Below are 12,174 nucleotides of genomic sequence, written 5' to 3'. Positions count from 1 at the left end.
AGCCGGGCGCCGGTCTGCCGCCGCGGCCGGAACCCACCCCGGGGCTGAGCCTGCCCGGACGTCATGCGCCGCAGCGGGACAGCTCCGCCGCGGACGCGAATGCGGAATCCGGTGAGGGGCGCGAACGCGGCCGTCACAGTTACCGGTCGAATCCGCAGAAGACGGCATCGTTCTTCCAGACCCGGCTGCAGCCCGCAGCCGACGCCGGCCCGTCGGAAGGGGGGAGTCCGATCTTCGCCGAGATGATGTCGGCGTGGCTCGCGGACCCCAACCCGGACCGGTCCCAAGTCGCCGCCTCCTTCGAATCCCCAGGTGACGAAGGCTGGCAGGCTGCCCGGCGGGCAGTGGAAACCTCGTCGGAGAAGCGGACGGCGGCCGGATTGCCGCAGCGCGATCCCGGTAATCGGCTGGTCCCCGGTGGCGTCACCGGGCGGGCCGATCGGACGCCGAGCCGCGACCCAGAGTCGATCAGGTCAAGTCTGAGTCGTCACCAGCAGGGCGTCCGGGATGGCCGCGCAATGGGAGCAATGAACCTAACCGGAGATAAAGGAGACCGATGAACCCCGATCTAGGTGGTACGAACCGTCAGCTGGATTGGCTGGTTTCGAACTTCGCCAACGAGGTTCCGGGCGTCGCTCATGCCGTGCTGGTTTCGGCGGACGGCCTGTTGATGGCCGCGAGCGCTCAATTGCCCGTCGACCGTGCCGAACAGCTGTCCGCCGTGACCGCAGGTTTGGCCAGCCTCTCTGTCGGCGTTTCGAACCTGTTCGAAGGCGGCACGGTACTGCAGTCCGTGGTCGAGATGGAACACGGTTACCTACTGCTCATGGCAGTCGGTGACGGGTCCTATCTGGCCGTGCTGACGAACACGTCCTGCGATATCGGCCAGGTGGGCTACGAGATGGCTCTGCTGGTCGAGCGGGTGGGCCAGACAGTCCAGGCCACACCTCGCGTCACGATGGGTTCCTGATGGTGGGATGGACATAGACAACCAGCACGTGGGGAGCGCCGAGCCCAGCCTCGTCCGTCCGTACTCGCTGACCGCCGGTCGTACGCGGCCGACGGTGGAGTTGGCATTGGAGGCGCTCGTCGCATCGCATCCGGTCGCCCTAGAGCGGCAGTTCGAACTGACCAACATCGAGACGTCAATCGTGGAGTTGTGCAGAGAATCGCCATCTGTTGCGGAACTTGCTGCCCGACTGGGTATTCCGATCGGGGTGGCTCGAGTTCTCGTCGCCGACCTCATCGAGGCGGGACATGTTCGAGTTTCGGCGACTTTGAAAGACGATTCGAGCGACGATGAACGTCGCGAGCTGATCGAAAGGGTTCTCAGTGGACTCCGGCGTATTTGATTCGACGGCCCAGGTCGATACCCGCAACGCCAAGCCGACCTCCGCGAAGATCGTGGTGGCCGGTGGCTTCGGTGTGGGTAAGACGACCTTGGTCGGTGCTGTATCGGAGATTGTTCCGCTGCGCACCGAGGCTTTGGTGACCAACGCCAGTGTGGGCGTCGACAGCCTGGCCGCCGTGCCGACGAAGGCCACCACCACGGTGGCCATGGACTTCGGCAGGATCAGCCTCGCCGACGATTTGGTGCTTTATCTGTTCGGCACACCCGGCCAGTACCGCTTCTGGTTCATGTGGGACGACCTGATTCGCGGCGCCATCGGAGCGGTAGTGCTGATCGACACCAGACGGCTCGAGGATTCCTTCGCCGCCGTCGACTACTTCGAGGCTCGTGGGCTGCCGTTCCTGGTGGCCATCAACGAGTTCGACGACGCACCGCGGTACCCCCTCGAGGACATCCGCCAGGCGCTGGCCGTCCCGGCGGACGTGCCGATCATGTCGATCGACGCGCGCCGCCGCGAGCCGGTGAAGCAGGCGCTGGTCTCGGTCACCGAGTACGCGCTGCGCAAAGTGGTTCAGGGTTACTGATACGCCGGCGACCGGCCGCACGATGCGGCCGCGTCGGCGCGCGGTGGTACCACGACCGCCGATCGCCCGGTCCGGCGCGGTTACGCTCGGGGCGTGAAGATCTCGGCGCGTGAGTTTTTCGACGGTGTGCTCGATCCCGGTTCGTATCGCAGCTGGGATCGAGAACCGATCGAGGTCGCCATCGCGCCGGCGTATCGCGCGGAACTGACCGCCGCGGCCGAGCGCAGCGGCACCGACGAATCGGTGCTGACCGGTGAGGGACGGTTGCGCGGGCGGCGCGTCGCGGTGATCGCGTGTGAATTCGGCTTTCTCGCCGGATCGATCGGCGTGGCGGCCGCCGAGCGGATCGTCACTGCCGTCGAACGCGCCACCGCCCTGGGTCTGCCCCTGCTCGCCTCGCCCACCTCGGGTGGAACCCGCATGCAGGAGGGCACGGTCGCCTTCGTGCAGATGGTGAAGATCGCGGGCGCGGTGGCCGCACACAAGTCGGCCGGCCACCCCTATCTGGTGTATCTGCGCAATCCCACGATGGGCGGAGTGTTCGCGTCCTGGGGTTCCCTGGGGCACATGACCTTCGCCGAGCCCGGGGCCCTGATCGGATTCCTGGGGCCGCGCGTGTACGAGGCCCTCTACGACCGGCCCTTCCCCGAAGGTGTGCAGACCGCGGAGAACCTGTATCGCAACGGTGTCATCGACGGGGTGGTGCCGGTCCGGTTCTTCCGCCGGATCGCACACCGTGTGTTGAACGTCGCGGTTCCCGTTGCGGGCCAGGCGAATTCGCGACCCTTCGCTACATCCGCGCAGGCCGACCGAGCGGGTGCGCCGGGTGTGGGTCGAGTGGGTTCGCCGGGCGCTGAGGGAGCGGATGCACCGGCGTGGGAGTCGGTGTTGATCTCCCGGGATCCCCGGCGCCCTGGCATTCGGGAGCTGTTGCGGCAGGCGACCGATCGGGTGCCGTTGAGCGGTACGGGGCAGGGGGAATCCGACCGCACCGTCGTCCACGCCCTGGCCCGCCTGCGCGGCGAGCCGTGCGTGATCTTCGGTCACGACCGGGCCGGCCAGACCGGTGAGAACACCATGGGGCCGGCGGCATTGCGCGAGGCCCGCCGCAGTATGCACCTGGCCGCCGAACTTCGTATTCCGCTGGTCATGGTCATCGATACCGCGGGGGCGGCATTGTCGCAGGAGGCCGAGGAACGCGGCCTGGCCCCGGAAATAGCCCGTTGCCTGGCCGATCTGGTCACGCTGGATACGCCGACCGTCTCGGTTCTGCTGGGGCAGGGCACCGGCGGCGGCGCACTGGCTCTGCTCCCCGCGGACCGGGTGCTGGCCGCCACGCACGCCTGGCTGGCCCCCTTACCTCCGGAAGGCGCCAGCGCCATCGTCTTCCGGGATACCGACCACGCGCCGGAACTCGCCGCCGCCCAACGAGTCGTCGCGGCCGACCTGCTCGCCGACGGTGTCGTCGACCGCATCGTCGCCGAGCGACCCGACGCTGCCCACGAACCGATCGACTTCTCCCGCCGCATGGTCGCCGCCATCGCCGGGGAACTCGCGGGCCTGCGAACACGGCCGACAGCCGAGCTGCGCGCCCTTCGCCACCGCCGCTACCGTCGGCTGGGCGTTCCGGGCTGAACATGCGCTCCCGTGTCCGGCCGTGCGGACCGAAACCGAGCCACAGGAGGATGCCTGGTCACATGCGATACTGGTCGAGTCACATCAGTCGGTCACCAATGCGGAGCGAGGACTCGATGACAGCCGATCCGATGCCGAGCGACGATCGGGCACGCCCGCGATGGCCCGTGCCGCCACCGGAGGGATACACCGCCGACGATCTCGAACGACTGCCCGACCTTCCCCCACATACCGAGCTGATCGACGGGAGCCTCGTCTTCGTGAGCCCACAGATGAAGTTTCACATGCGGGTGATCAACTACTTGGCTCGAACGCTCGGAGAGCAGTCTCCCGTGTCACTGGAGGTGTGCCGGGAAATGACCGTGACCTTGGGCCCTCGTCAGCGCCCCGAACCCGACATCATGATCGTCGATGCCGCTGCCGACGCGGGGTTGGAACAGACCACCTACCGTCCGGACGACGTAGTTCTCACCGTCGAGGTGGTCTCGCCCGATTCCGAGGAACGCGACCGCAAGCGCAAGCCACTTCTCTATGCCGAAGCAGGAATTCCGCATTTCTGGCGGATCGAGAACGCCGACGACCGCGCCGTGGCCTACGTTTACGAACTGGACCCGGCTACCAAGCAGTACGCGCTCACCGGCATCCATCACGATCGGCTGCACTTGCGTGTCCCTTTCGACATCGACCTCGATCTCGGCCGGGCAACCGAGCGCTGACGTCCGGGGTTCAGCCAGTCGAGCTCGTACGATCCGAACACGCAGGTGCGCGTCGTTGACGGCTCGGCAAACCGCTTCTACGGTCGGACGGTGACCTTTCGCAGCGAGAGCAGCACAGTACCGTCGGTGATTCTCAACGACGGCCATCTGATTCCGAGGCTGGGCTTCGGGGTTTTCCAGGTGCCGGAGGGACAGACCTTCGACACGGTGACCGCCGCGCTCCAGGCGGGGTATCGCAGCATCGACACCGCGGCGGCGTACGGGAACGAAGCCGAGGTGGGGCGGGCGATCGCCGAATCGGGGCTGGCGCGCGACGAGGTCTTCATCACCACCAAGTTGTGGAATGCCGACCAGGGCTACGACTCGACCCTGCGTGCGTTCGAGGCGAGTATGGAGCGGCTGGGGTTCGAGTATCTCGATCTGTATCTGATCCACTGGCCGGTCGCGAGCGCGGACCGCTACGTGGACACGTTCCGCGCGTTCCAGTCGCTGAAGACGCAGGGCCGCATCGGCTCGATCGGGGTCTCCAATTTCCAGCCGGAACACCTGCGGCGGGTGATCGGGGAGACCGGTGAGGTGCCGGCGGTGAACCAGGTGGAGCTGCATCCGGCGCTCGCGCAGAACACGCTGCGTGCCTTCCACGCGGAACACGGCATCGCCACCGAGGCGTGGAGCCCGCTCGGCCAGGGCGCGGAACTGAAGGACCCCACCGTGGGCGCGGTCGCCGAACAGGTCGGCCGCACGCCCGCCCAGGTTCTGATCCGGTGGCATCTGCAACTCGGCAATATCGTCATCCCGAAGTCGGTGAATCCCGAGCGCATCCGGGAGAACTTCGACGTATTCAGTTTCGAACTCGACGCCGAACAGATGGCCACCCTCAATGCGCTCGATACCGGCAGCCGCGTCGGCCCGGATCCCGACACGTTCGCGATGGGGCTCGACTGAGGCGCTGCGGCAACTCAGGGCAGCCCGAGGTAGCGCGTGAGCTCGACCGCTGCGGCCCTCCCCGCGCGGTTCGCGCCGATGGTGCTTGCCGACGGCCCGTAACCGATCAGGTGGATGCGCGGGTCGGCGGCCACCTGGGTGGCGAGTTGACCCGTCATCGTGATGCCGCCGCCGGGCCCGCGCAGCCGCAGCGGGGCCAGGTGGTCGAGCGCGCTGCGGAAACCGGTGGCCCAGAGGATCACATCGGCGGTCCGGAAGCTGCCGTCGGCCCAGCGCACGCCCTCCGGTTCGATGCGGGCGAACATCGGATGCCAGGTCAGCACGCCACGCGCGCGGGCGGCACGAATCCGGTCGTCGACCGGCAGTCCGGTCACCGACACCACCGACCGCGGCGGCAGGCCCCGTCGCACGCGGTCCTCGACCATCGCGACCGCCCGGCGGCCCTCGTCGGGCCCGAACGGCCCCTCCCGCCAGCGCGGCTCCGTCCGCGACACCCACGTCGTGCTCGTGACCTGGGAGATCTCGTCGAGCAGCTGGACCGCCGAGATCCCCGCGCCGACCACCACGACGTGCTTCCCGGCGAACTCCGCCGCGCTGCGGTAGTCGTGGGCGTGCAACTGCCGCCCGCCGAAGGTCTCCGCGCCCGGATAGTACGGAATGAACGGTTTTTCCCACGTGCCGGTCGCGTTGATCACCCCGCGCACACGAAGGGTCTCGCCGCCGGGATCCGGTAACTCGGTCGGCGCATCCGTTGATCGCCGGGAATCGGCGGCCGTGTGCGGTTCATCGGGTGAGCTCGGATCGGTGACAGCATCGCTGGGCATCGATCCGCCCGGCTCCGCTTCCGTGCCGCCGCCGCGAGCGGGCGAGGGCGGGATATCGGCGCCGCCGCCGAGCGCGACGGAACCCGTTGCGGCCGAAAGGTTCTCGCCGATCGCGGTCTCGACGTGCAACAGCCCGTCCACCATCGTCCCCGGACATGTTGCGGTGCTGGCTCGGTCGCACACCACCCGTACCGATACCGGCCGCCGAACCCGCAGGTCGAACCGCTTTTCGTACAGCTCGAAATAATGCGGCACCGCGGTGGCGGCGGGGACGGAATCCGAGCCGGCCGGCAGGGTTTCGGTGAACGACATCCCCGGCAGGTCGTGCACGCGATTCACCGTGCTCAAAGTCAGTGACGGCCAGCGGAATTGCCATGCGCCACCGGGCCCTGGGGAGTGGTCGACGATGACGAAATCGACTCCGGGGGTCAATCCGAGCCGCCGCAGGTGGTAGCCGACCGACAGTCCGGCCTGGCCGGCGCCGATCACCACAATCTCGAAATCGGGTGCGGTCACCGCCGTCACAGTACGCGTCGGGTGCGTTGCGACAACTGTCCGGCGCATACAGTGGAGTCGATACCGACCGGCGGGTGCGGTGAGGTGCGCCCCCGGAGGAGAAACCGCGCGAATGGGGAGAGGTCAGATGCTCGCAGTGAGCCGGGATGGTGATGTGGTCACCATCGAATTGCAGCGCCCGCAGCGCCGCAACGCCCTCAACGACGAGTTGGTGGCAGCGTTGCGCGAGGCCGTCACGTCCGCGGCGGCCGACGCGCGGGTGATCGTGCTGACCGGTCAGGGTCCGATTTTCAGTGCCGGCGCCGATCTGTCCGGCGTCTACTCGTCGGATTTCCTCGACGGACTGCTCGGTCTGTTGCACACCATCGAAACGGTCCCGGTGCCGGTGATCTCCGCCATCAACGGCGGCGCGCTCGGTGCCGGGGTGCAGCTGGCGCTGGCCTCCGACCTGCGGGTGATGAGCCCGGATTCCTATATCGCCATTCCGGCCGCGAAGCTGGGCATCTCGGTGGATCGCTGGACGGTGCGCCGGCTGGTCTCGCTGATCGGCGGCGGCCCCGCGCGGACCGTACTGATGGGGGCCGAGAGCGTATCCGCCTCCGACGCATACACTTTCGGCTTCGCCAACCGCCTCGGCACCCTGGCCGACGCGCAGGAATGGGCGAAGTCGATCGCCCAGCTCGCCCCGCTCTCGCTGCGTCACCTCAAGCTGGTGTTCAACGACGACGGCACCCGCGGCGAGGACACTCCCGAGCAGCGCGCGGCCCTGGAGGCCGCGTGGCGCAGCGCCGACGCCGAGGAGGCGCGGCTGGCGCGGGAACAGAAGCGCGCGGCGAAGTTCGTGGGCCGCTGATGGCCGGCACCGAGATCGTCGCGGCCGCCCGCCGAGCGGCGCTGGCCGCGGCCGGGCTGGTCGGATTGCGCTGGGTGGCACGGGCGGCGTGGCGGATTCCCGTGGAAATGGGGGCGTCCGCCGCGGCCATCGCGCCGCTGGCGACGCGGTCGGCGAGCTACCGCGACCGGCAGTTCCACAACACCGAACCCAGCAGCCAGATCACGCCCGGCTCGGGTGCGTCCCTGCTGCTGTCGGCACTGACCCGTCGCGATGTGGGGCGGCCACCGGCGCAGATCCCGCTGGCCAGCGCCGAGCATCCCGAGCAGGCGGCCGAGCTGGCGGTGACCTGGTTCGGCCACGCCACCGCGCTGATCGAGGTCGACGGCTACCGCATCCTCACCGACCCGGTGTGGAGCGAGCGGGTCTCGCCGTCGCCGCTGGTCGGCCCGGCACGGCTGCATCCGGTGCCGGCGCCGCTGTCGTCACTGCCCGCGCTGGACGCGGTGGTCATCTCGCACGATCACTACGACCATCTGGACCGTGAGACCGTGCGCGCGCTGGCGGCCGGTCAGGACGCCCCGTTCGTGGTGCCGATCGGGATCGGCGCGCATCTGCGCAAATGGCAGGTGCCGGAGGCGCGCATCATCGAATTGGATTGGAACACTTCCACATCCATCGCCCGTCCGGGGCACGGTGAGCTCACCGTCACCTGTACCGAGGCGCGGCACTTCTCCGGGCGCGGCTTCACCCGCAACACCACGCTGTGGGCGTCGTGGGTCTTCGCGGGCCCGCGCCGACGGGCCTACTTCGGCGGCGACACCGGATACACCAAGGCGTTCGCCGAAATCGGCGCGACCTACGGTCCGTTCGATCTGACCCTGCTGCCGATCGGTGCCTACGACGTGCACTGGCCGGATGTGCACATGAATCCCGAGGAGGCGGTGCGCGCCCACGCCGACGTGTGCGTCGGGGACGCCGAATACGGCATGTTGGTGCCGATTCACTGGGCCACGTTCAACCTGGCTTTTCACGGCTGGTCGGAACCTGTCCGCAGACTTGTTGCGGCGGCGCGTGCAGCGGGTACCCGGGTAGTAGTGCCGCTTCCCGGCGGGCGGATCGATACCGATGCGGTATCACCGCAGGTCTCCTGGTGGGAGGATGTGCGCTAGCAACGCAGTCGACGAGTGAAGGAGTGGGCTTCATGAGTTTGATGGATACGCTCAAGGGTCTGGTGGGTAAGGGCCGCGACGCGGCCTCGCAGAACGCGGACAAGGTGCACGGAGCGATCGACAAGGCGGGTGGCTTCGTCAACGAGAAGACCGGGGGCAAGTACTCCGATCACATCGACAAGGGCACCGAGGCCATCAAGAAGAACGTCACCCAGCAGGGCGGCAACACCCCGCCGCCGGCGCCCGAGCCGCCCGCCGCGCCCCCGCAGACTCCGCCCGCCACGCCGCCGCAGGCGCCGCAACCGCCGGAGGGCTGAGGGACGAGGCGGGATGCCCGGTTCGCCCGGGCTCACTCGCCGATCGACGACGGGTACCGTCCGGAGGTTGCCTCCTCCGGCGGTGCCCGTTCTCGCTTTACACTGCGACTATGGCGGCGCGCCGCGAGTTCGGGGGCATCGAGGTCGGTCTGACCAACCTCGACAAGGTGCTGTACCCGGCGACGGGCACCACCAAGGGTGAGGTGATCGACTACTACACCGCCATCGCGCCGGCTCTGCTGCCGCATATCGCCGATCGTCCGGTGACGCGTAAGCGCTGGCCCAACGGGGTGGGCGAATCCTCGTTCTTCGAGAAGAATCTGGCCGCGCACGCACCGAAATGGATCGAGCGGCGGCCGATGGAACATTCCGATCGCCGGGTGAACTATCCGGTCATCGATTCGGTGGCCGGTCTGGCCTGGCTCGGACAGCAGGCGTCGTTGGAAATCCATGTCCCGCAATGGCGTTTCGTCGACGGCTCGCGCGGACCGGCCACCCGCATCGTCTTCGACCTCGATCCCGGGCCCGGCGTGGAACTGGCCGATTGCGCGTCGGTGGCATTGTGGATTCGCGACACCGTGCGCGACGCCGGACTCGACGCCTATCCGGTGACAAGCGGCAGCAAGGGGATTCACATCTACGTGCCGCTGGATCGGGTACTGAGTCCCGGCGGCGCCTCGACGGTCGCCAAACAGCTGGCGACCGGCCTGGAGAAGCTGCATCCGGCGCTGGTCACGGCGACGATGGCGAAGGCCGTGCGGCCGGGCAAGATCTTTCTGGACTGGAGCCAGAACAATCCGGCGAAGACCACCATCGCGCCGTATTCGATGCGCGGGCGCGAGCAGCCGACGGTGGCGGCGCCGCGCAGCTGGGACGAAATCGCCGATCGACACCAGCTGCGGCAGTTGCGTTTCGACGAGGTGCTCGAACGCTGGCGCTCCGACGGGGATCTGCTGGTGGGTCTGGATCCGCCCCTGGGCAGTGCCGGTGCGCCGGATCCGCTGCAGACCTACCGATCCATGCGGGATCCCGCCCGCACCCCCGAACCGGTTCCGCCCGGCCCGCCCGACCCCGGTGCCGGTGATCGCTTCGTGGTGCAGGAACATCACGCCCGGCGACTGCACTGGGACGTGCGGCTCGAACGCGACGGTGTGCTGGTGTCGTGGGCGGTGCCGAAGGGGCCGCCGACCTCGCCCTCGCAGAACCGGCTGGCCGTGCACACCGAGGACCACCCCCTGGAATATCTGCATTTCCACGGCACCATCCCGCGTGGCGAATACGGGGGCGGGCAGATGACGATCTGGGATACCGGCACCTACGACACCGAGAAGTGGCGCGCGGACGAGGTGATCGTCCAGTTTCACGGCGAGCGCCTCAACGGCCGCTACGCCTTCATCCGCACCGACGGCAAGCAGTGGTTGATGCACCTGATGAAATCACAGGCCGCCGAGCCGGAAGAGGATGCGGGACAGGGCGGTTCGACCGACGGACAGCACGGCGCCGCCGAACGTCGGCGTGGTGGTTCCGAAACCGTTGTCGCGGGCCGTGATTCCGCCGCGCGGGCGGGAGCCGAGTTGCCGCGCGGGCTGTCACCGATGCTGGCGACCTCCGGGGAGGTGGCGAAACTGGGAGCCCGGGACTGGGTGTTCGAGACCAAATGGGACGGTTTCCGGGTGATCGTCGAAATAGACGACGACAGCGTGGTGATCCGCAGCCGCGCGGGCAATACCGTCACCGGCCGCTATCCGCGGATCGCCGAGCTGGGCCGGCAACTGCGGGGGCATCGGATCGTGCTCGACGGCGAAGCGGTCGTCTTCGACGCCGAGGGAGCGTCGAATCTGGCCCTGCTGCAAGCGGATCCGGCGCGGGCGGACCTGGTCGCGTTCGATGTGCTGTATCTGGACGGCACCTCGCTGCTGCGCAAGCGCTACGCGGATCGGCGGCAGGTGCTGGAGGCGCTGGCCGAGGGCGTGACCTCGCTGCTGGTTCCGCCGCGTCTGGACGGTTCGGGTGCGGACGCCATGGAATACAGCCGCGAGCATCGTCTCGAGGGAGTCGTCGCCAAACGCAAGGATTCGGTCTATCTGCCCGGCAAGCGCGGCCAGTCGTGGATCAAGACCCGCAACTGGCGCACCCAGGAGGTGATGATCGGCGGCTGGCGGCGCAGCGCCGCAAGAGAATTCGCCTCCCTGCTGGTGGGCGTCCGCCACGAAGGCGAGCTGTATTACATCGGTCGCGTGGGCACCGGCTTCAGCGATCGGGAGATGTCGGAGCTGACCGCGCGGCTGCGCCCGCTGCGCCGCAAGACCAGTCCCTTCGCCAACGAGCTGACCGCCGACGAACGCAAGGACGCCGTCTGGGCGACCCCGAAGATATCCGGCACGGTGCGGTATATGAACTGGACCGAATCCGGGCGGCTGTGGCATCCGGCGTGGGTGCCGGAGGAGAAGTAGCGGGAGCCGCACGCTGCGGCAATGTGGCTCTCGCGAACCAGGACTCGGCGGCCGCGACCGGGTGGTTCGCGGCCGCCGGGCAGGGATCGTAGGAGAGCCGCCGCGACCTCAGTACGTGGTGTCGTTCCACTTGGTCGTGCCGGCGGGGGCGGCCAGCGTGCTGACGAGGTCGACCCCCGCGATGATCAACGCGGGGCCGCCGACCACGATCGTGCCGATGATGGCTCCCACCGTTGCGCCGGTGATGAATCCGGCGATGATGCCGGGGCCGGTGGGCAGGGCGGCGGCCGCACCGATCACACCGCCGATGACCGCGCCGGCGGCAGTGCCGACGAAGCTACCGATTGCCGTCGCGAGTCCGAACTGGGTGGCGAAGGCGTTCATCGCATTCTGATTCTCCCGGGGCGATGCCACCGGCGTCACCGGAACCGGCCGGGCCGCCGCGGCATCCTTCACCACGGTCAGATCCAGGACCCGGGCGTCGTTGCGCACCTGATGGGGCATGGGGTACTCCAGGCCGTCCTGCCGGAAGGACAGCGGCAGCGTGACGAGTGTCCGGCCGTCGGTGTCGGTGACGTCGACGGTGCGTCCGTCCGCGTCGACGCGGAAAAAGCCGCCGTCGAGAGTGGTTTCGACGGTGTTGCCCGTCAGATGGGTTTCGTAGCGCACCGTGGGTGCGCCGGTATCGGCATGGACGGTACCTGCCCCGAGGGCAACGGCCACCACTGCCGGAAGGGCAACAGCGGCGAACTTGCGCAGAAACATTCCGGTTCCAATCTCCATCAGGAAGACATTCGGCAGCCGAAAACGACGCGCGCTGAGAACCCAA

General features: G+C 68.3%; 12 protein-coding genes and 1 pseudogene. 11 read left to right on the top strand and 2 right to left on the bottom strand.

Annotation, left to right across the window (positions count from 1 at the left end; all coding sequences use genetic code 11):
* The 7 genes and pseudogenes from NK1_RS35455 to NK1_RS28310 form a co-directional block, all read left to right on the top strand.
* Nucleotides 1-560: pseudogene (locus NK1_RS35455) on the top strand (sensor histidine kinase); the annotation flags it as partial.
* Nucleotides 557-970 (top strand): roadblock/LC7 domain-containing protein, encoded by a 414-nt coding sequence (locus NK1_RS28335; protein ID WP_011207200.1) that lies wholly within the window; start codon nucleotides 557-559, stop codon nucleotides 968-970. The pseudogene NK1_RS35455 and the gene NK1_RS28335, both read left to right, overlap by 4 nt.
* A gap of 7 nt (nucleotides 971-977) precedes the next feature.
* Entirely contained in the window at nucleotides 978-1,352 is a 375-nt protein-coding gene (locus tag NK1_RS28330; RefSeq protein ID WP_025347064.1) for a DUF742 domain-containing protein, read from the top strand.
* Complete coding sequence (locus NK1_RS28325; RefSeq protein WP_174372252.1) at nucleotides 1,333-1,935, top strand: GTP-binding protein; 603 nt, start codon at nucleotides 1,333-1,335, stop codon at nucleotides 1,933-1,935. Before NK1_RS28330 ends, NK1_RS28325 begins: the two co-directional genes overlap by 20 nt.
* A 93-nt stretch (nucleotides 1,936-2,028) precedes the next feature.
* Entirely contained in the window at nucleotides 2,029-3,570 is a 1,542-nt protein-coding gene (locus tag NK1_RS28320) for a carboxyl transferase domain-containing protein (protein ID WP_063013593.1), read from the top strand.
* A 116-nt stretch (nucleotides 3,571-3,686) separates the two neighbouring features.
* On the top strand, nucleotides 3,687-4,286 hold the full coding sequence (locus NK1_RS28315; RefSeq protein ID WP_063013613.1) for a Uma2 family endonuclease: 600 nt from the start codon (nucleotides 3,687-3,689) through the stop codon (nucleotides 4,284-4,286).
* Between the two features lie 90 nt (nucleotides 4,287-4,376).
* Complete coding sequence (locus NK1_RS28310) at nucleotides 4,377-5,231, top strand: aldo/keto reductase (RefSeq protein WP_063013591.1); 855 nt, start codon at nucleotides 4,377-4,379, stop codon at nucleotides 5,229-5,231.
* 14 nt (nucleotides 5,232-5,245) lie between these two features.
* On the opposite strand, the gene NK1_RS35890 is transcribed toward NK1_RS28310, so the two are convergent.
* Nucleotides 5,246-6,571, bottom strand: a complete 1,326-nt coding sequence (locus NK1_RS35890; protein ID WP_439955964.1) for an NAD(P)-binding domain-containing protein — start codon at nucleotides 6,569-6,571, stop codon at nucleotides 5,246-5,248.
* Nucleotides 6,572-6,698: 127 nt separating this feature from the next.
* On the opposite strand from NK1_RS35890, the gene NK1_RS28300 reads away from it, so the two are divergent.
* The 4 genes from NK1_RS28300 to NK1_RS28285 all read left to right on the top strand — a co-directional run bounded on the left by NK1_RS28300 (nucleotide 6,699) and on the right by NK1_RS28285 (nucleotide 11,345).
* Nucleotides 6,699-7,424, top strand: coding sequence for an enoyl-CoA hydratase (locus NK1_RS28300; RefSeq protein WP_063013587.1), 726 nt, complete (start codon nucleotides 6,699-6,701; stop codon nucleotides 7,422-7,424).
* Nucleotides 7,424-8,575 (top strand): MBL fold metallo-hydrolase, encoded by a 1,152-nt coding sequence (locus NK1_RS28295; RefSeq protein WP_063013585.1) that lies wholly within the window; start codon nucleotides 7,424-7,426, stop codon nucleotides 8,573-8,575. Before NK1_RS28300 ends, NK1_RS28295 begins: the two co-directional genes overlap by 1 nt.
* 32 nt (nucleotides 8,576-8,607) lie before the next feature.
* Complete coding sequence (locus tag NK1_RS28290; protein WP_063013582.1) at nucleotides 8,608-8,892, top strand: antitoxin; 285 nt, start codon at nucleotides 8,608-8,610, stop codon at nucleotides 8,890-8,892.
* A gap of 110 nt (nucleotides 8,893-9,002) precedes the next feature.
* The gene (locus tag NK1_RS28285) at nucleotides 9,003-11,345 is read left to right on the top strand and encodes an ATP-dependent DNA ligase (protein WP_063013580.1); all 2,343 of its coding nucleotides are present in this window, start codon (nucleotides 9,003-9,005) and stop codon (nucleotides 11,343-11,345) included.
* A 108-nt stretch (nucleotides 11,346-11,453) separates the two neighbouring features.
* On the opposite strand, the gene NK1_RS28280 is transcribed toward NK1_RS28285, so the two are convergent.
* Complete coding sequence (locus NK1_RS28280; RefSeq protein ID WP_245660886.1) at nucleotides 11,454-12,128, bottom strand: DUF8020 domain-containing protein; 675 nt, start codon at nucleotides 12,126-12,128, stop codon at nucleotides 11,454-11,456.
* Nucleotides 12,129-12,174: the final 46 nt, after the last annotated feature.

Source organism: Nocardia kruczakiae NBRC 101016 (assembly GCF_001612965.1).
GTDB classification, from domain to species: Bacteria; Actinomycetota; Actinomycetes; order Mycobacteriales; family Mycobacteriaceae; genus Nocardia; species Nocardia kruczakiae.
This window is presented reverse-complemented; position numbering and strand designations above follow the sequence as displayed.